The sequence below is a fragment of the Streptomyces sp. NPDC025793 genome (assembly GCF_055558375.1).
Window position 1 is genome coordinate 1 of sequence record NZ_JBVHMR010000019.1, and the last position, 21,208, is coordinate 21,208.

Annotated in this window: 17 protein-coding genes, 3 pseudogenes and 1 riboswitch; of the genes and pseudogenes, 16 read left to right on the plus strand and 4 right to left on the minus strand. The window is 69.7% G+C overall.

Annotation, left to right across the window (positions count from 1 at the left end; all coding sequences use genetic code 11):
* Positions 1-101 precede the first annotated feature (101 nt).
* A pseudogene (locus ACZ4MF_RS30310) lies at positions 102-269 on the plus strand (IS5/IS1182 family transposase); the annotation flags it as partial.
* 228 nt (positions 270-497) lie between these two features.
* On the opposite strand, the gene ACZ4MF_RS30315 reads toward ACZ4MF_RS30310, so the two are convergent.
* Complete coding sequence (locus tag ACZ4MF_RS30315) at positions 498-881, minus strand: ArsR/SmtB family transcription factor (RefSeq protein ID WP_467495072.1); 384 nt, start codon at positions 879-881, stop codon at positions 498-500.
* 79 nt (positions 882-960) lie between these two features.
* A riboswitch (cobalamin riboswitch) is annotated at positions 961-1,150 on the plus strand.
* Between the two features lie 28 nt (positions 1,151-1,178).
* On the opposite strand from ACZ4MF_RS30315, the gene nicT reads away from it, so the two are divergent.
* Entirely contained in the window at positions 1,179-2,288 is a 1,110-nt protein-coding gene (gene nicT / locus ACZ4MF_RS30320; protein ID WP_467495308.1) for a Nickel transporter NicT, read from the plus strand.
* A 375-nt stretch (positions 2,289-2,663) separates the two neighbouring features.
* Here the strand turns inward: nicT and ACZ4MF_RS30325 are convergent, their stop codons facing one another.
* Together ACZ4MF_RS30325 and ACZ4MF_RS30330 are read right to left on the minus strand one after the other, a co-directional pair.
* Positions 2,664-3,467, minus strand: coding sequence for a COG4705 family protein (locus tag ACZ4MF_RS30325; protein WP_467495074.1), 804 nt, complete (start codon positions 3,465-3,467; stop codon positions 2,664-2,666).
* Positions 3,468-3,834: 367 nt separating this feature from the next.
* Positions 3,835-4,407, minus strand: a complete 573-nt coding sequence (locus tag ACZ4MF_RS30330) for a helix-turn-helix domain-containing protein (protein WP_467495076.1) — start codon at positions 4,405-4,407, stop codon at positions 3,835-3,837.
* Between the two features lie 144 nt (positions 4,408-4,551).
* Between ACZ4MF_RS30330 and ACZ4MF_RS30335 the strand changes: the two genes are divergently transcribed.
* Genes ACZ4MF_RS30335 through ACZ4MF_RS30350 form a run of 4 tightly spaced genes read left to right on the plus strand, consistent with a single transcriptional unit; the run spans position 4,552 to position 8,226 of the window.
* Positions 4,552-5,337, plus strand: coding sequence for an ABC transporter permease (locus ACZ4MF_RS30335; protein ID WP_467495078.1), 786 nt, complete (start codon positions 4,552-4,554; stop codon positions 5,335-5,337).
* Positions 5,334-6,050: an ABC transporter ATP-binding protein gene (locus ACZ4MF_RS30340; protein WP_467495080.1), complete on the plus strand. Its 717-nt coding sequence runs from the start codon at positions 5,334-5,336 to the stop codon at positions 6,048-6,050. Before ACZ4MF_RS30335 ends, ACZ4MF_RS30340 begins: the two co-directional genes overlap by 4 nt.
* A 23-nt stretch (positions 6,051-6,073) precedes the next feature.
* Positions 6,074-7,084: an ABC transporter substrate-binding protein gene (locus ACZ4MF_RS30345; RefSeq protein WP_467495082.1), complete on the plus strand. Its 1,011-nt coding sequence runs from the start codon at positions 6,074-6,076 to the stop codon at positions 7,082-7,084.
* A 20-nt stretch (positions 7,085-7,104) separates the two neighbouring features.
* Positions 7,105-8,226 carry an aryl-sulfate sulfotransferase gene (locus tag ACZ4MF_RS30350; RefSeq protein WP_467495084.1) on the plus strand — a complete coding sequence of 374 codons (1,122 nt, stop codon included), beginning with the start codon at positions 7,105-7,107 and terminating at the stop codon, positions 8,224-8,226.
* A 212-nt stretch (positions 8,227-8,438) separates the two neighbouring features.
* Here the strand turns inward: ACZ4MF_RS30350 and ACZ4MF_RS30355 are convergent, their stop codons facing one another.
* Positions 8,439-9,620: a PucR family transcriptional regulator gene (locus ACZ4MF_RS30355; protein ID WP_467495086.1), complete on the minus strand. Its 1,182-nt coding sequence runs from the start codon at positions 9,618-9,620 to the stop codon at positions 8,439-8,441.
* Positions 9,621-9,892: 272 nt separating this feature from the next.
* Between ACZ4MF_RS30355 and ACZ4MF_RS30360 the strand changes: the two genes are divergently transcribed.
* The 10 genes and pseudogenes from ACZ4MF_RS30360 to ACZ4MF_RS30405 all read left to right on the plus strand — a co-directional run.
* Positions 9,893-10,948: a Glu/Leu/Phe/Val dehydrogenase family protein gene (locus ACZ4MF_RS30360; protein WP_467495088.1), complete on the plus strand. Its 1,056-nt coding sequence runs from the start codon at positions 9,893-9,895 to the stop codon at positions 10,946-10,948.
* Positions 10,945-12,135: an MFS transporter gene (locus ACZ4MF_RS30365; protein WP_467495090.1), complete on the plus strand. Its 1,191-nt coding sequence runs from the start codon at positions 10,945-10,947 to the stop codon at positions 12,133-12,135. Before ACZ4MF_RS30360 ends, ACZ4MF_RS30365 begins: the two co-directional genes overlap by 4 nt.
* A 479-nt stretch (positions 12,136-12,614) precedes the next feature.
* On the plus strand, positions 12,615-13,667 hold the full coding sequence (gene hppD, locus ACZ4MF_RS30370; RefSeq protein ID WP_467495092.1) for a 4-hydroxyphenylpyruvate dioxygenase: 1,053 nt from the start codon (positions 12,615-12,617) through the stop codon (positions 13,665-13,667).
* A 41-nt stretch (positions 13,668-13,708) separates the two neighbouring features.
* Positions 13,709-14,803, plus strand: coding sequence for an alpha-hydroxy acid oxidase (locus ACZ4MF_RS30375; protein WP_467495093.1), 1,095 nt, complete (start codon positions 13,709-13,711; stop codon positions 14,801-14,803).
* Entirely contained in the window at positions 14,797-15,339 is a 543-nt protein-coding gene (locus ACZ4MF_RS30380; protein WP_467495095.1) for a hypothetical protein, read from the plus strand. Before ACZ4MF_RS30375 ends, ACZ4MF_RS30380 begins: the two co-directional genes overlap by 7 nt.
* Positions 15,326-17,467: a malate synthase G gene (locus ACZ4MF_RS30385; RefSeq protein WP_467495096.1), complete on the plus strand. Its 2,142-nt coding sequence runs from the start codon at positions 15,326-15,328 to the stop codon at positions 17,465-17,467. Before ACZ4MF_RS30380 ends, ACZ4MF_RS30385 begins: the two co-directional genes overlap by 14 nt.
* Positions 17,468-17,504: 37 nt before the next feature.
* Positions 17,505-18,467: a quinone oxidoreductase family protein gene (locus ACZ4MF_RS30390; RefSeq protein ID WP_467495098.1), complete on the plus strand. Its 963-nt coding sequence runs from the start codon at positions 17,505-17,507 to the stop codon at positions 18,465-18,467.
* Positions 18,468-18,519: 52 nt separating this feature from the next.
* Positions 18,520-18,889 (plus strand): annotated as a pseudogene (locus tag ACZ4MF_RS30395) (peptide-N4-asparagine amidase); the annotation flags it as partial.
* Positions 18,890-19,060: 171 nt separating this feature from the next.
* Positions 19,061-20,407, plus strand: coding sequence for a cation:dicarboxylate symporter family transporter (locus ACZ4MF_RS30400; protein WP_467495100.1), 1,347 nt, complete (start codon positions 19,061-19,063; stop codon positions 20,405-20,407).
* A 358-nt stretch (positions 20,408-20,765) separates the two neighbouring features.
* A pseudogene (locus tag ACZ4MF_RS30405) lies at positions 20,766-21,014 on the plus strand (Rv2578c family radical SAM protein); the annotation flags it as partial.
* Between the last annotated feature and the right edge of the window lie 194 nt (positions 21,015-21,208).

Sequence of the window (21,208 nt, forward strand, 5' to 3'; positions counted from 1 at the left end):
CGCAGCCACACCCAGCATCCCTGGGCCTTCCGATCCTACGAGTGACCGGAATCAGACCCAGGAACAACGTAAGGAGACACGACCCCCATCACGGCCGACACTTCAAGCCTCAGCGCCTGCCCGCCGACAAGGCGTATGACGTCCCCCACCCGCGCAAATGGTTACGAGGCAAGCGCATCGGCGTGCGCATCGCCCGCAAAGGCATCGAGTCCAGCGAACGGTTGGGCCGCCGAAGATGGGTGATCGAGCGGACGATCTCGTGGCTGTCCGGCTCCTGGCCGACGACTTCGGCCAGCGCGTGCAGATGAGCGCCGACCAGTTCTCGTCCCTCGTCACCGACGCCAAGGCAGGCAAGCTGGACGCCATCGCCCTGCCGTGAGATCGCCGTCACAGCCGATGCCGGGCAGGGCGTCCGCCCGGCATCGGACCGCCGCACGGTGGTCGGCGGCTCGGCGTCGGCCGGTACCGGGTCACCGGAGTGGGCTTGGCGTAGTGATCTAGTGGGGTGGCGTGCCGTCGGTGCCCGTGTAGCCGGACGCGCAATGTTCCATCAGTTCGGCGATCGGTCCGTCGACGAGCCGGTAGCGCACGATCCTGCCGTCCTTGTCACCCTCGACGACACCCGCGGCACGCAGGAGGCGCAGGGCCTGGGAGACGGCGGTGTCCCGCATCCCGGTGGCGACGGCGAGGTCGGAAACGGCGATGGGACCGGCCTCGTGGAGGGCGAGCAGCAGGGACAGGCGTCCGGGGTCGGCGAGCAGGGAGAAGCGATCGGCCCAGGCGCGTACGCGCTCGGGCTCGCCGACGGCGGCGATGGCATCGCAGACCCGGTGGCCGTCGATGGTGCGCTGCCCGGCGCGTTCCGCTGGGACGAGATGCATGGGCTCATCATCGCAGCCACCGGCGTTCGGGCCCATGTCTGCATAGTTGTGCAGCCTTGCAGCCGATAGTCGCCGCCCTCTAGGGTGAGCGGGCCGTGGTGTTCGGGAAGACCGGTGACAGCCCCTCAGGGGCTCAGGCCGGAGCGGCCCTCGCCACTGTGATCGGGGAGTTCCCGCCCCATGCATTGCCACTGGCCTCACGGCCGGGAAGGCAGGGGCGGGCGCGTCGACCCGTCAGCCAGGAGACCGGCCACGGCATCACGAAGCTGATCCACGAGGTGCTGGAGCGTGACCGAAATGACCGTGCCCTCGGGCGTGCCCGAAACCGCCGCCGCCAAGTCCTTCCGCTGGCGACGAGAGGACACCGTCCGAACCGCCGGCCTGCTAGCCGTGATCGTCGCTCTGCATGTGGTGGCCTTCGGGATCCTCTTCGTTCTTGTGATCCCGCATCACTACGAGGTCGGTACCAAGGCGTTCGGGGTCGGCCTCGGCATCACCGCCTACACCCTCGGTATGCGGCACGCGTTCGACGCCGACCACATCGCCGCGATCGACAACACCACCCGCAAGCTGATGGCCGACGGCAAGCGGCCGGTCTCTGTGGGCTTCTGGTTCGCGCTCGGCCACTCCAGCGTGGTGGTCGTCATGGCGGCGCTGGTCGCCGGCGGCGCGCAGCTCGCCGGCACCCTGATGGACGACGGCTCCCGGACCCACCAGGTCCTCGGCACCGTCGGCACCACCGTCTCCGGAGGCTTCCTGTACCTCATCGCCGCCCTCAACCTCGTCGCCTTGGTCGGCATCGCCCGCGTCTTCAAAGCCATGCGAGCCGGACGGTACGACGAGGCCGAGCTGGAGGCCCACCTCGACTCACGCGGCTTCATGAACCGCATCCTGGGCCGGCTCACCAAGTCCATCCGCCGCCCCGGCCAGATGTTCCCCCTCGGCTTCCTCTTCGGCATCGGCTTCGACACCACCACCGAGGTCCTGCTCCTCGCCCTGGCCGGCAACAGCGCCGCCGCCGGTCTCCCCTGGTATGCGATCCTCTGCCTGCCTCTGCTCTTCGCCGCCGGCATGAGCCTCTTCGACACCCTCGACGGCACCTTCATGAACTTCGCCTACCAGTGGGCCTTCTCCAACCCCGTCCGCAAGGTGTTCTACAACCTCACCATCACCGGCCTGTCCATCGCCGTCGCCTTCTTCGTCGGCACCATCGAACTGGTCGGCGTCCTGCACGACAAGCTCGGCCTGAGCGATGACGTCACCGGCTGGATCGCGGGCCTGAACCTGGACAACGTCGGCTACGTCATCGTCGGCCTCTTCGTGGTCGTCTGGGCCGCGGCCATCGCCTACTGGCGCCTGGCCAAGGTCGAGGAACGCTGGAACGCCCGCACCGCGGAGACCGGCTGACGGCGCAGGGGGGCGGTATGAAGACGTCGGCAGGGCACCCTGCGCTCGGCTTCTTCCTCCATCGCCTCGGCCTTGGCTGGAAGGGCATGTACCTCCACCTCCTCGGCGACACCCTCCAGCCGTAGAAGCGACCGGACCCGATCGCCTGCGCCACCCACGACGCGGTCCGCCGGGCACCAGGTCGGCGACCGTGGCGCGCAGGGTGGACCCCACGTCTCCTACTCGCCGGGGCTCCCGGTCACGCCGGCACACTCCACCGCACGCAGGGACTGCGGACGGCACCGATGCCGCGGTTCGGGTACGGCGAGCCCCACCGCCGCGTCGTGATCACAGATCACAACGCGCGACCTGGGTAATGCCACGACCAGTTTGCCTTCAGCGCTTTGGAGCCGCCTCCGGCCGGCGATCGGCTTGGTCTCCCGCTCGGGAAAGAGGGTCCATCGTGCGGGTTTGCCCGTGGTGAGTGAGCTGCTGACAGCCCACCAGGACAGCCAGCACAGCGAGCAGGGCGCCGGAGGTGATCGTGGTTCCGACGCCGAGGCCGCCCTGCGCCACAGGCTTTTCCACGGCGTTCTCCGCGACCGCCCCAAGCGGCCGGGTCAGCACGTAGGCGGCCCAGAACAGCACGGTGCCCGAGATCGATGAGAAGTAGCGGGCGGCGAGGATCAACAGCATCGCCCCGCCGAGTACCAGGGCACTGTCGCGGAAACCGATGCCCAGACCGTCGGAGAGGAAGTCACCGCTGGAGGTGCCCAGCGTGTTGGACACGAGAGTCGCGGTCCAGTACAGGATCTCGCCCTTCGTGGTGGCGATCCGCTCCACGTCCATGGTCTGGCCGGTCGCCCGCCACCCGATCAGTACGAGCACGAGCAGGGTCGTCAGCACGGTCGCGCCGCCGGCATAGCCCAGACCCGCGGTGCGGTTCATGAAGTCCGACATCGCGGTGCCCACGATGCTGGTCGTCAGGATCACCGACCAGAACACCACCGGCCGGAACCGGCTGACCCTCAACTGCACGGTCAGCGTGAGCGCGAAGGCCGCCAGGAAGAGGAGCGCGCCGGTGGCGTAGCCGAGGTTCAGGGGCGCCATCGACACGAAGTTCGACACGGACTCGCCGAGCGTGGTCGCCACGATCTTGATCGTCCAGAAGAGCACGCCGACCGTCGGCAACTTGCTCACGGGCACCTTGTTCACCGACGCTCCCATCCGCAGCCGGCGTGACGCACAGCCGGGCACTGGACAGGCTCGCCCGGGGTGCTCTCTGCCGCCATGCAGCCAGGGCCGAACGGGCAGCCTTTCGCTCCTGCGGCCGATCGGGCCATGGGTGTTGTCCGGGGCTGCTCGCGAACCGAGGGCGCCAGGATCGCGCGCCTCAGGCGAGTGTCACTGAGCAACCCCGCCAGAACGGATTCAGCACATATGAGGCCGGAAAGCCCCGTGAACACGCGAGAACTACCGAGGATCAGGCATCGGCAGCGCGGACGGCAACGCCGTACGCCTCGGCGGCCGCGCTGCTGGAAGCCTGAGCGAGCGAGGGTCCCTCGCGTCAGCCGGCGAGCGTCACGACCAGCAGCGTGCGGGCGGGTGAGTCGCCGGTGAGGCGGCAGCGATGGGGGATGTCGCCCCGGTGGTGGGCACTCTGGCCGGCCTTGAGGCGGATCGCTTCCTGGCCGCGCAGTTCGAGGTCGACCTCGCCTTCGAGGACGTAGACGAAGTCCTCCCCCGTGTGCTCGAACCACGGGCGCTCGCCCTGCCCCGGGGCGAAGTGCTGCTCGTACGCCTCCATGACGTCGCTGCGGCCGCCGGGGATGAGCACGCGGGCGATCTGCCCGGCACTCTCGCTGACCCGGATGACCTGTGGATCGTCCTCGTGGGCCACGGTGTCGGCGGTGCTGGAGGGACGCAGGAAGATACCCGGCGGGAGGCCGAGGGCCTCGGCGATGCGGTAGATCGAGGTCAGGCTGGGGGTCGTCAGCCCGCGTTCCAGCTGGCTGAGGAACGGCTGGGACAGGCCCGAGCGGACCGCGAGTTCGGCCATGGAGACGCCCAGGCGCTTGCGGTGCCCGCGGATCACGGATCCGACGGCGAGGGCTTCCGGGGTGGGGTCGGGGCGGCGCACGCAAGCGACGGTAGCGCAGTCGAGCATCCACTGCCGGTGGCGCCCGGTGGACGTTTCATGCCGCTGACATGCTGCGGCAATAAACCACGCGAATTATTGACGTCGTCAATATCGAGCGTTCGGGTGAGTGAGAGGGGCCACGTCATGGCTCGCGCTGCAGCGCCGTCCGTCAGGCGTGGGAAGACGGTGTCCACGGGACCACCGCTGGTCTCCGCGGGCCTGCTCCTCCTCCTGTGGTGGGCCGCAGCGCGCGCCGGAGTCCTCGGCGACGGGCTGGTCCCGACGCCCTGGCAGACGCTGAAGGCCGCGCACGCCATGTGGGCCGACGGCACCCTGGCCGCCGACCTCCGGGCCAGCCTGGCGCGGGCCGGGCAGGGCTTCGCCTACGGGGCGACGGCCGGGGTCGCGCTCGGGTTCCTGACCGGATACCGGCCGCGCGTCGCGGCCCTGGTCTCCCCCGTGATGTCGTTCCTGCGGCCGATCCCGGCCATCGCGCTCGTCCCGCTCATCACCGCCTGGTTCGGCATCGGTGAGCAGGCCAAGCACCTCGTCATCGCGTACGCCGTCTTCCTCGCGGTGTGGCTGTACGTCCACGATGGCGTCGCCCGTATCCCCGCGGACTACCTGCGCGCCGCCCGCACCCTCGGTGTCCCGGCATGGCGCCGGCTGACGGAGGTACTGCTGCCGGCCGCCGCCCCGTCGGTCGTGACCGCACTGCGTCACGGCGCGGGACTGGCGTTCCTCGCCCTGGTCGCCGCCGAGTTGGGCGGGGCGCAGAGCGGGATCGCCTACCGGCTCCAAGTGGACGGGCAGTTCCTGCGCACCGACCACATGTTCGTCGGAATCGTCGAACTCGGTCTGCTGGGCCTGGCCGCCGACGCCCTCATCGCCCTCACCGGCCGCCGACTCATCCACTGGAGCACCTCATGATCCGCCTGGAGGGTGTGGAGGTGCGCTACGGCGACACACTCGCCGTGGCCGCCACGGACCTGGAGTTCGCCCAGGGCTCCTTCACCTCGCTGCTCGGGCCGACCGGCTGCGGCAAGTCCACGCTCCTGAACGTCGTCGCCGGGTTCGTGCCGCCGTCGGGCGGGCGCGCCCTGATGGACGGCGCGCCGGTCACCGGTCCGGGCCCGGACCGGGGCATGGTCTTCCAGCACTACGCGCTGCTGCCCTGGTTCACGGCCCGCGGCAACGTCGAGTTCGCCCTCAAGCGGTTCGGCCTGCCGCGCGCCGAACGCCGGGCCCATGCCCTGCGCGCCCTGGACGACGTCGGTCTCGCCGACGCCGCCGAGAAGTACCCGGCACAGCTGTCCGGCGGCATGCGGCAACGGGTCGCGCTGGCCCGCGCGCTGGCCGCCGAACCCCGAGTCCTGCTGATGGACGAGCCGTTCGGCGCGCTCGACGCCATCACCCGCCGCCGGATGCAGCAGCTGCTCGCCGAGCTGTGGCGGCGCACCGGCACCACCGTCGTCCTCGTCACCCACGACGTCGACGAGGCGCTCGTCCTGTCCCAGCGGATCGTCGTCATGGCCGCCGGGCCCGGCCGGGTGATCGCCGACCACCACATGGACGACGGCACCGCGTCGCCCGAGGACACCCGGCCCCGCATCGTCGCGCAGCTCGACACCGAACCCCGATGACCCACCCCTGCCCAGGAGCTACCGTGCAATTCCGCCTGCCCAGATTCCTCACCACGGTGGCCGCCGTCCTACCGGCGCTCCTCCTCACCGCCTGCGGAACATCCACCGTCGCCGCCCACAGCACGACCGCCACCACCCCGGTCACCATCGCCGGCAGCGACTACCTCGGCGGCGCCCCCGTCTACACCGCCGCCCAGGACAAAAGGTGGGCCGCGAACGGCCTCACCCCGCACCTCCAGTCGTTCGCCACCGGCCGCGACGCCCTCAACGCCGTCCTCGGCGGCCAAGCCGAGTACGGAGTGGTCGGCGACCTGCCCGCCGTCTCGGCGATCCTCGGCGGACGGGACATCAAGGTGCTGGCCGCCCTGTCCTCCTTCACCGACTGGCGGCTGCTGACCACCACATCCGCGCGCATCACGTCGTTCGCCGACCTCAAGGGCAGGAAAGTGGGCCTGCCGGAGGGCACCAACGTCCAGTACGCACTGACCGGCATGCTCACCGAGGCCGGCCTGAAACCCGCCGACGTCACCCTGGTCAACCTCGCCCCGAACCAGATCACCGCCTCCCTCGCCCGCGGCGACATCGACGCCGGCCTCACCTTCCCCAGCTTCTACGACGCCACCAGGACGACCCTCGGCACGAAGTACCGCGAACTCCGCTACACCGGCTACCCGTTCCGCACCCTCCTCATCGCCGGCCCCGGCGCGAACACCTCGACCTCCACCGCCGTCCTGCGCACCCTCACCAGCGCCACCGCAGCAGCCGCCAAGGACCCGTCCGCCGCCCGCGAGGCGGTCATCACCCAGGCCGCGGGATCCGTCCAACCCGCCTTCGTCAACCGGCACTTCGCCTCCTACGACTACGACGTCGCCCTCGACAAGCCGCTGCTGGACCTCCTCCTCGACGAGGGCACCTGGGCGAAGTCCACGCAGAAGCTCCCCGGCACCCCCGACCGGGCCACCTTCCTGAACCACGTCGACCGCGCCCCACTCACCGCGGCCGCCGCCACCGCCGTAACCCTCCCCGCGAAGTGACCGAGAACAGGACAGCCATCATGACGTCGGACATCGACCAGAACACCCTGCGCCGCCGCGGGACCGGCCTGCGCGCCCACGACCCCGCACGTTCCTACGGAGGCCACACCCTCTACACACCCATCGCGGGCGACGGCGAGGTGTACCTCGTCGACATCCACGGCGAGACCGTCCACGAATGGCACCTGGCCCACCCACCCGGCCGCCACGCCCAGCTCCTGCCCGACGGCACGCTCTTCTACCAGGGCAAGGACACGACCACCGACCCGCTGTTCCCGATCTGGGAGGTCTACCACGGCGGCATCCTCCAACTCGTCGCCCCCGACGGCACGGTGCTGCGCGAGGCCCGGCACCCCTTCCACCACCACGACGCCAGCGTGCTGCGCAACGGCAACCTGATCCTCCTGGCCGTCGAGCCGATCCCCGGCCACCTCGCCGCACGCGTCCCCGGAGGCGTACCGGGCTCGGAGGCACCCGGCGGGCACGTCTGGGGAGACGTTATCTACGAGATGACCTGGGACGGCGAAGTCCTGTGGCGCTGGGCCTCCTTCGAGCACCTGCCCCTCGAAGACACGCCCCTGAACCCCCACTTCGCCCGCGAGCACTGGCCCATGGCCAACACCGTCAACGAACTCGCCGACGGCAGCATCATGGTGGGCTTCCGCAGCGCCTCCACCACCGTGATCGTCGACCGGCCGACGGGTGAGATCACTTGGACCCTGGGCCCGAACGTCCTCGCCCAGCAGCACTACCCGCACGAACTGTCCTCGGGCACGATCCTCGTCTTCGACAACGGCTCCTACCGGGACACCACGTCCGTCCCCTACAGCCGCGTCATCGAGATCGACCGGACCAGCCACCGGATCCTCTGGTCCTACGAGGACAACCCGCCCCAGAACTTCTACAGCCCGTACATGTCCAGCGCCCAACGCCTGCCCAATGGCAACACCTTCGTCGCCGAGGGCTCCTTCGGCCGCCTCTTCGAGATCACGCCCGAGGGCGATGTCGTGTGGGAGTACGTCGTCCCGCACTTCGGAACCTTCGGCACGGGCGTCGGCCTGGAATCGTCACGCGGCGCCCAGAACGCCGTCTTCCGCGCCTACCGCTACGGGCCGGACCGGCTGCCCTGGCTGGAACGCTGAGGCCGGGACCTGGGCTACGGCGCCGCGGCATGTCCCGGCGGTGAAGACGTCGGCCGAGTGCCGTCACAGCCGAGGCACGGCGGATGAGCCGATCCGGGCAGCGGGCTGGAGCCGCAGGTGCCGCAGTGCGGCGGAGGTCTTGATCCGCCGGGTGAAGCCGGGGGTGGCGGAGCGGTATGTCACCGAGTTGCGGCCCTGGCCGGATGAGCGTTTCAGAGTGTCGGCAGGCCGAGCGCGATCATGGTGGACGACAGTCCGTGCCAGGTGCGTACGTCCCAGTCGGTGAGTTGCTGCCAGCGCTGAAGGCGGTACTTCACCGTGTTCGGATGCACGTGCAGGACGCGGGCTGTCGCGGTGAGCGAGAAGCCGTTCTCGGCGAACCTGAGCACGGTCTCTGCCAGGTCGGGGTGTTGTTGCGCGGCCTCTCGGCGCGGTTCGAGCAGCACCGCGAAGCGTTGCGCCGTGGGCGCCAAGGTGGCGAGCAGCCAGTGGTCTGCGAAGGATTTCACCTGTCCCGGATCCGTCAGGGGCAGCGCCGCTCTCGCGTCCGCCATGCTCATCGCGGCGCCGGGGAGCCCGGTCCGCGGCAGGCCGATGCCGAAGCTCGCGTCAGGGTTGTGCCGCTGGGCCGCTTCGACCACGGCCTGCGGCGAGATGTCCTGGACCAGGGCGATCATGAGGTTGCCGCGGGTCGCGCAGCGCAGCGTGCCCGGCCACCGGCGGTGCCGCAGATCCATCATGCGCTCGTCGGTCCAGGCCTCGGCCGGTGAGCACAACGCCTGGAACCCGCCGGCAGGGTCGAAGGTGAGGGCGGCAGCCAGTTGCTCGAGGTCGACGCCGGCGGGCGCGGCGGTGGCAAGTCCGTCGAGGAACTGGTGGGTCAGCCTCAGGAGCGTGGCATCGGCAGCGCGGACGGCAACGCCGTACGCCTCGGCGGCCGCGCTGCTGGAAGCCTGCACCCACGTCCAGACCATCCCGACGATCGACAGGAGTTGTGCGCCGGCCCGGGTGTCGTGCGACTGAGCACGCGCGAGCAGCACGTTCCACATCTCGCGGTAGCCGACGTGGTAGGCCTCGATGAGGGCGTGCAGCGGCAGGCCGGTGGCGGCGCGTTCGGCTCCGAGCGCATGTGCGGCCTCGACCTCTTCGCGGGTGGGCGAGCGGCGTGCGGCCACGCCGGTCAGCAGTCCCTGGTAGTGACGGGTGACGTCGCGTTCCTGTTGCTCGCGGTCCACGATCTGATAGCTCGGGATCTCCAGCCGTATGCGGTCGACGATCCTCGGGATCACCGTGGGCAGTTCTGCGGCGAGTGATGCGCAGAGTTCGACGACGGGCTGCCACGCCGCGGCGGTGTCGCCCTGTGCCCCGGCCCCTTCGGTCACGGGCTCCACCATGGCCCCTCCCGATATGTGGATTTCGTAGTGCTCTCTCTCGCGATTGCATGGCAGCGGCGCTGCGACCACGCTTCGACGATAGGAGATCAAGAACGCGCACGCTGCACTTTTGTGGACTTCGCAAAAACGGTGCGGGGAAGTTCTCGGATTCGGTTCTGGTCCCGCTGACCGGCCGTCAGCAGGCTGGACAGCGGACGCCGCAGGGGCCTGGCCTGGCCCCCGGCGAGGGGTCCTGAAGATCCGGGTGCATGGGAGGACGCGTGGAGACTCCGATGGAGTTCAGTCATGAATCGGTCGTGGTGCGACGCGGGCGGCGAAGCCGGCTGCCGATCGTCGTCGCAGTGCACTCCACTGCTCTCGGCCGTGCGGTCGGCGGCTGCCGGATGTGGGCGTACGACAGCTGGGAGGACGGCCTGCGCGACGCGCTGCGCCTGTCGGAGGGCATGACCCGTAAGTGCGCTGCCGCCGGACTGCCGAACGGCGGCGGCAAGACGGTCGTGGTCCTTCCCGCCGGGCGGAGCCTCACCGCGGACGAGCGCCGCGCGGCGCTGCACGATGTCGGCGACATCGTGGCGGAGTTCGGCGGCGCGTACGTGACCGGTCCCGACGCGGGGACCGGACCGGCCGACATGGCGGTCATCGGCGAACGGACCGAGCACGTGTTCTGCCGGCCGCAGACCGCCGGCGGAAGCGGTGACCCCTCGCCGTTCACGGCCCTGGGCGTCGTCGCCGCGCTGCGCTCGACCTGCCTGGCGCTGTTCGGCTCGCCGGACTTGGAGGGCAGGAGATTCGCGGTGATCGGTCTCGGACACGTCGGGGAGCAGATAGCCCGGCAGTTGGCGGCCGCGGGAGCCGGCCTGATCCTGAGCGACGTCGACCCGGCGAAGCGCTCCCTCGGCGCGGAACTGGGCGCGGTGTTCGCCGAACCCGACGCGGCGGCCACCGCCGAGGTGGACGTGCTCGTCCCCGCCGCGCTCGGCGGCCTGCTGACCCGGGATCTGGTGGCGCGGCTGCGCTGCGGCGCGGTGGCGGGCGCGGCCAACAACCAACTGGCCGATCCCGGCGTGGCGGAGCTGTTGCGGGAGCGCGAGATCCTCTGGGCCCCCGACTACATCGCCAACGCCGGCGGTGTCGTCAACGCGGTCTCTCGCGAAGTCCTGGGCGACGAACCGGAGGAAGCGGTCAAGCGCATCGAGTCGATCGCCGACACGCTGACCGGCCTGTTCGAAACGGCCGCGCGCACGAAGATCACGACCGCGCAGGCCGCCGACGACCTCGCGCGCCGGCGCCTTGCCGCACCGGTTCCCACCGCGCCGGAACCGGCATGAACCCCCGGGTATACGTGCTGGCCCTGGCCACTTTCACCGTCGGCACCGAGGGGTATGTCATCGCCGGCGTGCTGCCGGAGGTCGCGCACTCCATGCATGTGTCCGTGTCGGTGTGCGGGCAGCTGGTCACGGTCTTCGCGCTGGTCTACGCCCTGGGCGGGCCGCCGCTGATCGGCGCGTTCCGCAGAGTGCCGCCGAAGTCGGTGCTGATCGGGGCCATGCTGGCTTTCGCGCTCAGCAACGCCCTCGCGGCGTGCGCACTCGACTATGCCGTGCTCGCCGCGGCACGCGTGCTGGCCGCGTTGAGCGCGGCCCTGCTGGCCGCGCCGGCCGCCGCCGCCGCGGCGGCGCTGTGCCGTCCGCAGGAGATGCCCAACGCGATCGCGGTCACCGCCAGCGGCAACGCGCTGGCGCTCACTCTGGGCGCGCCGATCGGCACCTTGATCGGCGGACTGTTCGGCTGGCGGGGTACGTTCCTGTTCGTCACGGTCCTGGCGCTGGTCACTGCGTTGATGCTGGCGGCTTTGCTGCCGACGGTGCCGGTGGCTCCCGTCGGCACCGGCCGGGCCGAACTGCTGCGCAACCCGGCCGTCCGGTGGAGTCTGCTGACCACCTTCGGGGTCTTCCTCGCCGCGTACTGCACCTACACGTATCTTGCGCCGATCGTCGAGCGGGCGACCGGGATGGGAAGCCAGGGTGTCGCGGCGCTGATGATCGTCTTCGGCGCGGGTGCGTTGCTGGCCGGGCGCACGATCGGCAGGATCCTGGTCAAGGTGCCCGTGGCACGGGTGCTGCGCGTGGCACTCTCGCTGATGGCGCTGCTCCTCGCAGCCATTGCCGTCGGCACCGCCTGGCATCCCCGCACCACCGCGGCGATCGCCGCGTTTCCGGTGCTGTTCTGCCTGGGTGCCGCCTGGTGCTGCGGCGGGGTCTCCCAGCAGACACGGATCGCCGCCCTGGCGCCCGCGCAGCGGTCCCTGGCGCTGGGGGTGCACTTCTCCGTGCAGTTCCTGGGAGTCGCCGTCGGCGGTGCCGTCGGCGGCCTCGCCCTGTCGACGGGGGGACCGGTGGCCGTTCCAGCCCTGTCTGCGCTGATCGCGTGCGTATCGCTGCTCTCCGTGCGGCGGACCGTTCCGGAACCGGCCGACACGCCGGCTCGTGAGGCGCCCGCGACGATCCCGCGGTGATCACCACACGGGAGTGAGCAGTGGGACCTCCCGGAGAGTTACTCAGAAGCGCCTTCGCATGCGGAGGCGCTTCTGGTGTGTCAAGGGTTGCTCTTGGGGTGCGGAGGCTTCGACGAGTTGGCACCGCCGTTCGGTGAAATCCACAGAATGGCAAGCCTCAGATGTGCGAGAACTGCAACCGGCGATTACGTATTGCCTGCTCGGCGCGCACAAGATGTGCCGTGAAACAAGGACTTAATATCGACTCCGTTGTGCTGCCGAATGCGGCCGTTGTCAAGTCGCCGGAGGGGCCTGTAAGTTCGAGTTGAACGAGCAATAAAGGGGCCCGCGGCTCTCCTCAGCCGAGCCGCGGCTGCCAATGGGGTGCGTCAGCCGCAGGTCGGGGCGTTCTGGGGGATTTCTTATCCGAAGTCCCCTCTGATTTGGGTTGACTTCAAAGCGTTTGGAGAGCTGCCATGCAAGTTTTGCGTGATGCTCGGTTGGATCACGTCGAGTTCTATGTCGAAGACATTGACGCGACCGTCAAAGATCTCGTGTCGAAATACGCCTTCCAGATAGCGGGAACGTCGAGCGCGAGCATCCAGTCCCACCGCTCGATTGCGTTGAGGCAAGGGGGCATCGTGCTCCTGCTCACCCAGGGGCTGACCGAGGATTCCCCGGTGTCCACCTGGGTCCGCACCCATGGCGACGGCGTGGCCAACATCTGGCTGCGCACGCCGTCGGTCGATGCGGCCTTCGCGGAGGCCGTGGCCAACGGCGCCGAAGCCGTGCTTCAGCCGGTCGAGCGCGCCGGTGTGCTGGTCGCCGGTTTCGGTGCGTTCGGCGATGTCCAGCACGGCCTGGTCGAACGCCCGGATGATGCCGCACCTGGCCAACTGCCGCCGGGCATCGTCCCGGCACCGGAGTCTGCGGCGCACGTGCCCGCGGAGTTCGGTGTGCTGGACCACTTCGCCTACCTCGTCGGAGCCGGCGACCTTCGGAACGCGGTGAAGTTCTATGAATCCGTCCTGGGTTTCTCGGTGATCTTCGAGGACCGGACCATGGTCGGCGGTCAGGGTATGGATTCCCAGGTCGTGCGCAACGCCGCGGGCGACGTCACGTTCACCATCGTCGAGTCCGCCGCGAAGCCGGGGCAGTCCCTGGACTTCATCGCGGAGTTCGTGCAGAACAACGCCGGGCCCGGGGTCGAGCACATCGCGTTCAGCTGCGCGGACATCGTGACGGCCGTTCAGAAGCTGCGCGGGCGCGGGGTGGACTTCCTCGACACTCCGGGCGCTTACTACGACCTGCTGCCCGACCGCCTCGGCGGCGTAGCGCGGCACGAGCTCGAGCAACTGCGCGAACTGGGCATCCTCGCCGACCGGGACCACGGCGGCGAGTTGTTCCAGATCTTCACGCACTCCACGCATCCGCGCAACACCTTCTTCTTCGAGGTGATCGAGCGGGTCGGTGCCGAGACCTTCGGCAAGGGCAACGTCAAGGCGTTGTTCGAGGCCAGGAAGGCGGAGCGGAGCCAGCGGGAGGAACGGTGACGGAGGTGGCGGAGGCCGGGCAACCGAGTCGGCCGCAATCCGTGGCCGAGTTCTCCGACGCGGCCTGCGCCGTGGTATCGCCCGCCGCTTGGGATTTCATCTCCGGCGGCAGCGGTGCCGAGCGGAGCGTGGCGGCCAATCTGCGCGCCTTCGACAACCTGTATGTGGCGCCGCGGATGCTGCGGGACGTATCGCATGTGTCGACCGCATCCCGCCTGGTCGGCACCGAAGCGAGCCTGCCGGTGGCCATCGCGCCGATGGCCTACCACGGGCTGGTACATCCGCAGAGCGAGGCGGCCACCGCACGCGCGGCGAAGACGGCGGGCGTACCGTTCACCGTGGCGATGCTCAGCGGGACACCGGTGGAGCGCATCGCCGAGTCGGGTGCCGACCTGTGGTTCCAGCTGTATTGGCTGCGGGACCGGGGCGCCACGAAGGAACTGGTGAGCCGGGGCGAAGCCGCGGGCTGCCAGGCGCTCATGCTCACCGTCGACGTGCCCCGACTGGGCCGCCGCCTCAAAGACCAGCGCAACGGCTTCGCGCTGCCGCCCGACGTCTACGCCGCCCACTTCCGAGGCGAGGCCGCGATCGGAGCGCAGCGGGCCTCGGCCGGAGGTTCGGCCGTCGCCTCGCACACCACCGTGATGTTCGACCCCTCATTGGCGTGGAGCGACATCGAATGGCTGCGGGAGCGCACCCGGCTGCCGCTCGTCGTGAAGGGCATCCTGACTCGCGAGGACGCCCTCATGGCGACGCGCTCGGGCGTGGACGCGCTGGTGGTCTCCAATCACGGCGGCCGTCAGCTCGACGGAGCCGTGCCCGGACTCACGGTGCTGCCGGAGATCCGGGCCGCAGTGGGAGACACGGTGGAAGTACTCGTCGACGGCGGCATCCGATCAGGCTCGGACGTACTCAAGGCCCTGGCTCGCGGCGCCGACGGCGTCCTGCTGGGGCGGCCGATCCTTTACGGGCTCGCCGTCGGCGGCGAGTCGGGCGTCGACGCCGTGCTGTCGCTGCTGCGCGAGGAACTCGAGACGGATCTCGCCCTGTCCGGCTGCCGTACCGTCGGCGAAGCCGCCCACCTGACAACCTACGAATTCAGCGCTTCCAGCAGTACGGGGACTGCATCATGGTGAAGGGCATCATCAAGACGCTCGGGCCGTCGGGGACGGACGCGCACGCGGAGGCCGTCCGCATCGGGGGCGAGAACATCCAGCTCTTCCCCTCCTTCCGCGCCGCCATCGACGATTCCGAGACACGCGGCGGCAGGGCGCTGGTCGCCGCCGGGTATCTGGACATGAACAACGGGTCAGTGGTCGACTCCTGGGTCGACCTTCATTTCAGCAAGCTGCGTTCGATGACGATGGTCGGGGTCTGGGAGTCGCCGACCAAGCCCATGTGCGTCGCGGTCCATTCGGACTTCTCCGGCGGGATCGCGGACATCCGCTCGGCGGCGTCTCACCCGGCCACCCTGCAGTTCGTGCGCGAGCACATGCCGGCCGACGTGGTGGTCTCGACGGTGCGGGCGAAGCCGGAGGCCGCACGGCTGGTGAGCGAGCAGGCCGTCGATGCCTGCATCGGATCGGTGGACGTCGTCGAATCCATCGAGAATCTGAAGATCTTGAAGAACCTGGAGGCGACGATGGTGTGGTGCCTGTATGAGCATCGCTGACGTCGCCGCGGACGCGCGGGTCCGGATCGGGGCCCTGCGGGTCGCGCGCGCGTTCCGGGATTTCGTGGAACGGGAGGCTCTCCCCGGCATCGGTGTGGCTGCCGGGGAGTTCTGGGCCGGGTTCGAGCGGCTGATCGACGACCTCGCGCCGCGCAATCGCGCACTGCTGGACCGGCGCCGCGCACTGCAGGACAGCGTGGACGCCTGGCACACCGAGCACCGCGGCGAGGACTTCGACGCGGACGCGTATCGCCGGTACCTGACCGAGATCGGCTACCTGGTTGCGACACCGGAGCCCTTCACCGTGGACACCGTCGGCGCGGACGCGGAGATCACGCGGATCGCCGGTCCGCAACTGCTGGTACCGGTGGTCGACGAGCCCTTCGTGCTCGAAGGGGTCAACGCCCGGTGGGGGTCGCTGTATCGCGCCCTGTACAAGACCGACGTGATTCCTCAGGGCGACACCGGTGAACGCCGCGAGGCGGTCATCGACTTCGCCCGAGGCCTTCTCGACGTGATGGCGCCGCTCGACGAGGGCTCGCACGCGAAATCGACGCGCTATCAAGTCGTCGACGGTGCGCTGCGCGTGCAGATGGCCGACGGCACGTTCAGCACACTGGCCCCTGCGGCGCGGCTGGCCGGATTCCGCGGTGATCCCGCTCGGCCGTCGGTCGTGCTGATCGAACATCATCACCTGTACGTCGAGATCCAGTTCGACCCGGATGGCGCGTTCGGCCGTCTCGACGCGGCCGGCATCCAGGATGTGGTCCCGGAATCCGGGATCTCCACGATCATGGACTTCGAGGACTGCGTCGCTGCCGTCGACGTCACGGACAAGACCGAGGTCTACCGCGCTTGGTTGCGTCTGATGCGCGGCAGCTACACCACGCGGCACGGTGGCGGCATGCATCCCGATCGCCGGTACACCGCCCCGGACGGCAGCCGCATATCGCTGCCCGGGCGGGCACTGCTGTTCGCCCGGATCGTCGGGCAGTTGATGACCACGGACGCGGTCCTCGACCACGAGGGCGCCGAGGTGCCGGAAGTCATCGTCGACGCGGTGATCGCCACTCTCGCGGCGCTGCACGACCTGCGGGGCGACACCTCCCGCGTGAACTCCCGTGCCGGCGCGGTGTATCTGGCGGTGCCGAAACTGCACGGGCCGGACGAGTTCGCCTTCGTCGATGAGCTCTTCGGCCGCACCGAGCGCTTGCTCGGACTGCCGGATCACACGGTGAAACTCGGTCTCCTTGACGAGGAGCGGCGCACCACCGTCAACCTGGCGGCGTGCCTCCAGGCGGTACGGCATCGAGTCGTCTCCACCAACAACGGCCTGCTCGACCGAACTGCCGACGAGATCCACACGTCGATGGCGGCCGGGCCCATGGTGCCCAAGGCCGCCATGAAGACCCAGGACTGGCAGATGGCGTACGAGCAGTGGCACGTCGACACCTGCCTGGCCCATGGCCTTCAGGGGCGGGCACTGATCGGGCTGGGCATGTGGCCCACGCCCGAGCGGATGAGCGATCTGTTCGCGTCCAAGATCGGCCAGCTCTCTCTGGGCGCGGGGATGACCTGGGTGCCGACCGCCGTCGCCGCGACTCTGCACACCGTGCACTACCACCAGGTGGACATCGCCGACGTGCAGCGCGAGATCGCGGCGGCCGGACCGCGACGTTCGCTCGGCGAGCTCCTGCGCCCGCCGGTCGCCGAAACCCTCACCGACCTGCGGAGGGAGTTGGACGCCCACTGCTACACCGTTCTCGGCTATGCGGTGCGCTGGGTCGAGCGCGCCGTCGCCAGTTCCCCGATGCCCGCCTTCGACGGTGTCGTCGTACTCGAAGACCGCGCCACGATACGGATGTCGACCCAACTGCTGGCGAACTGGCTGCACCACAACGTGATCACCGTGCGGGATGTGGACGACGGTCTGCGCCGGACGGCGGCGGTCCTCGACGAGCGCCTCCACGACGAACCGGGTTACCGGCCGCTGCTCCCTGCACGGGAAGCCTCCCTCGCGTGGCAGGCGGCCCGCGAACTGATCATCCGGGGCGCGACGGCGCCGAACGGCTATACCGAACCGGTGCTGTACCGATTCCGCCGCGAACAGAAGGCCCGGACAGCGTGATGCGGCCGAACCGACGAGAGCGAGAAGGGGAGACCTCGTGCACGCAGTAGTGGTGACCGAGCCCGGCGGCCCTGATGCCCTCCGTTACCGCCGGATGCCGGACCCGGTTCCCGGGCCGGGCGAGGTGCTGGTGCGGACCAGAGCGATCGGCGTGAACTACCGCGACGTGTACGTGCGCAGAGGGGAGTACCCCGCTGAGCTCCCCATTCCCGGCCTCGAAGGAGCAGGCGAGGTCATGGCGGCGGGCGAGGGAGCCGAGGTCGCCGTCGGGGATCGAGTGGCCTGGGCGTACGGCAGGGCCGGCTATGCCGAACTCGTGGCCGTGCCGGCCGATCAGTGCGTGCCGGTGCCCGACGGGATCGACTGGCAGGTCGCAGGTGGGGCGCTGCTGCAGGGAATGACCGCGCACTACCTCTTGGAGTCGGTGTACCGACCGAGGCCGGGAGACGCGATCCTGGTTCACGCGGGTGCCGGCGGCATGGGCCAGCTTCTGGTGCAATGGGCCGCGGCGCGAGGCGCCAAGGTGATCACCACCGTGTCCACCGACGAGAAGGAGAAGCTCGCCCGGGAGGCCGGGGCCTGGCACGTGCTGCGTTACGGTGACGACCTCGCCGATCGTATCCGGGAACTGACGGGCGGCGAAGGTGTCTCCGCCGTCTACGACGGCGTCGGTGCGGCCACCTTCGAGTCGAGCCTCGCCGCGCTTCGGCCGCGGAGCACACTCGCGTTGTTCGGATCCGCGAGCGGCCGAGTGCCGCCGTTCGATCTGCAGCGTCTCGCCGAACTGGGTTCGCTGTTCGTGACCCGGCCGGTGCTGCCGCACTTCGTCCGTACCCGCGCCGAGGTGCTGTGGCGCGCGAACGAGGTCTTCGGCGCGATATCCGAAGACATACTGCGCATACGGTTCGGTGGCACCTACGCCCTGCGCGACGCGGCGCAGGCCCATCAGGCGATCGAGTCCCGCGCCACAGCCGGTTCACTCGTGCTGCTGCCGGCATGATGGTGGACCTCGGCCTGACTCTGTTGGGGATCTTGGAGTTTCCGTGTGCGCCGCCGGGTGGAGCGACTACGAGTCGGTCACCGTCGACGGACGCGGACCGGCCCGTTCGACGCTCACCCACCGCGCGTACACGATGAACGGCACCACCACGATCGGCGACGACGCCCGCCTGCGCACCGTGCTGACGCTCGGCGACCGTGCCACCGTCGTCGAGTCGCGCGGTGGTCTGCGTACGGGCTGGTCGCGGCTGGACGACACGGTCAGCGGCCACGCCGCGTACACGACGGGCGTCCCGCGCGACCAGCGGCACGCGGTCGGCACGACGAGCGAGCGGTACCGACCGTAGGGCCGGGCGTGCCGCTACGACCGCTCCCTGGCGACCGTCAAGGGGGGTACTCACGGAGGACCGGGACGGCTGCTGAGGCCGGTTGCGTGCGATGGGTCACTCCGGGCGTGATTTACGCGTCCGTAACGCGGAAGTCTCCGGCGGGATCAAGAGCACCTTGAGAGTGATCGTCACGGAAGCCACTTTCCGTATCGCAGAAGTCTCATCCCCGGCTTCTGCGTGTTCACGTCCCCTCTAGGAGTGCCCCGTGCCGCCGACTGCACCCTCCCTGCCGCGACGCGTCGCACGCATACTGCGTACCTCTCTCTTCGCGCAGGTCCTCTGCGCGCTCGTGCTCGGAATCGTCATCGGGAAGCTGTGGCCCGGCTTCGCCGTGGATCTCAAGCCGCTCGGCGACGGTTTCACCCGGCTCATCAAGACGATCATCTCGCCGCTGGTGTTCTGCGTGGTCGTCGTCGGCATCGCCAAGGCCGGTGACCTCAAGGCCTTCGGCCGGATCGGGCTCAAGGCCCTGATCTGGTTCGAGGTCGCGAGCACCGCGGCGCTGATCATCGGCCTGGTCGCCGCCAACCTCGTCCAGCCCGGCTCGGGGATGCATGTCGACCCGTCCACCCTGAGCACCAAGGCGGTCGACGCGAAGACGGGCGGCGCCGCGCTGCCCTCGACGACCGAGTTCGTCGTCAACGCGCTGCCCACCAGTTTCATCGGCGCGTTCGCCGAGAACTCCCTGCTCCAGGTGCTCATCCTGGCCTGTCTGGTGGGCGCCGCACTGCTCCACCTCGGCCACACCAAGGTGCCGAAGGTCCTGCCCGCCGTCGAACAGGCCCAGGAGATCATCTTCACGATCGTCGGCTTCGTCATGCGCCTCGCCCCGATCGCGGTGTTCGGCGCGACGGCCGTCCTCATCGGCCAGTACGGGCTCGGCGTGATCAAGACCTACAGCGAGCTGATCATCCTGTGCTACGTCGCCGCCGCGCTGTTCGTCGCGCTGCTCGCCGTCGCCCTGCGCATCGTCACCGGGCTCAGCCTCTGGAAGTTCCTGCGCTACATCCGCGAGGAGGTGCTTCTCGCGCTGGGCACCGCCTCCACCGAGTCCGTCATGCCGCGCGTGATGCAGAAGCTGCGCGGGGCCGGCGCCCGCGACGACGCCGTGGGCCTGGTGCTGCCCACCGGCTACTCCTTCAACCTCGACGGCGCCTCGCTCTACCTCTCCATCGGCACCCTGTTCATCGCCCAGGCCGTCGGCGTCGACCTCAGCCTGAGCCAGCAGATCACCGTCGTCCTGGTGCTGATGCTGACCAGCAAGGGCATGGCAGGCATCCCCGGCTCCGCCTTCCTCGCCCTGTCCGCGACCGCCTCCTCGCTCGGTGCCGTTCCCGCCGGGGCGGTGGCGCTGCTGCTGGGCGTGGACCGGATCATGGACTCGATGCGGGTGGTGACGAACCTGCTCGGTAACTGTGTCGCCGTCTTCGCCGTCTCCCGCTGGGAGGGCGCGCTGGATGTGGAACGGGCGAAGAAGGTGCTGGACGGTTCGGCTGTCGCTGCCGAGTCGGAGGCCTCGGTGCCGGAGCCGTCGGTGCGTGTCGCCCAGTAGCTCGGGGCGTGTTGTTTCGTGGGGGCTGCGGGTCCGTGGGGGTTGCTCGCGCGGTTCCCCGCGCCCCTGCTGCGGCCTGTGTGATGTCGTGATCAATCGGCTGCCTGCAAGAGCTCTCCGACCCAGACCATCGAGGCACGGGGTTCGAGGCCGGCGACGTGGCTCTCGGACGACTTGTCGAAGCGTGTGGCGATGCCGCGCCAGTGTCAATCCCCTCGGAACATGGAGACGATCTATGCGGCCAGTCCCTCGGCGAGGGCGGCTCGGTAGTCACGTTCGTGTCGATCGGGCTCTTGAACCCACACACGCTGTGCAGCCGCCTGGCGTTGTAGAAGTCGGTGATCCAGGTGGCGATCCAACGCCGCTGACGCTGCATCTGCGCCCGGGGGCCCGGGCGTGGTTCATGTCCTGGCCCGGCCGGCACCACCCGCACCTGGTGCGGCGCTACGAGCGGCTGTACGCGGCGGGCGCCCGCGCGCCGACGTGGTACCAGCGCCGGATCACCCGTCAGGTGCACGAGCTGGCACGGGAGTACGGCATCGGGCCCACGCGCGCGGAGCCGGCCCGCCGGATCCCGCCGCCCGCCGACGTGGCCCCGGACGCGCCGGACGCCGCGGCCGGGCCGGGCCGGGCCAGCTGGCCCTCCTGTGACCGCGGCCGGACGGCGGCGCGCACGACCGTGTCCGGGTGGGAGCGTTCGAGGGCATCGGGCGACGCAATCGGGTCAAGTACGCCCGTAATACGTTAGCTTCGGCCCCCTGCGCCGGGACGATGCGGCGAACGGCGTGATCATCACGGTCC

Excerpts from the sequence above, each read along its gene's own strand:
- ACZ4MF_RS30315 (WP_467495072.1), bottom strand. The coding sequence starts at position 881 with ATGCATCTCGTCCCAGCGGAACGCGCCGGGCAGCGCACCATCGACGGC.
- nicT (WP_467495308.1), top strand. The coding sequence starts at position 1,179 with ATGACCGTGCCCTCGGGCGTGCCCGAAACCGCCGCCGCCAAGTCCTTC.
- ACZ4MF_RS30335 (WP_467495078.1), top strand. The coding sequence starts at position 4,552 with ATGGCTCGCGCTGCAGCGCCGTCCGTCAGGCGTGGGAAGACGGTGTCC.
- ACZ4MF_RS30340 (WP_467495080.1), top strand. The coding sequence starts at position 5,334 with ATGATCCGCCTGGAGGGTGTGGAGGTGCGCTACGGCGACACACTCGCC.
- ACZ4MF_RS30350 (WP_467495084.1), top strand. The coding sequence starts at position 7,105 with ATGACGTCGGACATCGACCAGAACACCCTGCGCCGCCGCGGGACCGGC.
- ACZ4MF_RS30355 (WP_467495086.1), bottom strand. The coding sequence starts at position 9,620 with ATGGTGGAGCCCGTGACCGAAGGGGCCGGGGCACAGGGCGACACCGCC.
- ACZ4MF_RS30360 (WP_467495088.1), top strand. The coding sequence starts at position 9,893 with ATGGAGTTCAGTCATGAATCGGTCGTGGTGCGACGCGGGCGGCGAAGC.
- ACZ4MF_RS30365 (WP_467495090.1), top strand. The coding sequence starts at position 10,945 with ATGAACCCCCGGGTATACGTGCTGGCCCTGGCCACTTTCACCGTCGGC.
- ACZ4MF_RS30380 (WP_467495095.1), top strand. The coding sequence starts at position 14,797 with ATGGTGAAGGGCATCATCAAGACGCTCGGGCCGTCGGGGACGGACGCG.
- ACZ4MF_RS30385 (WP_467495096.1), top strand. The coding sequence starts at position 15,326 with ATGAGCATCGCTGACGTCGCCGCGGACGCGCGGGTCCGGATCGGGGCC.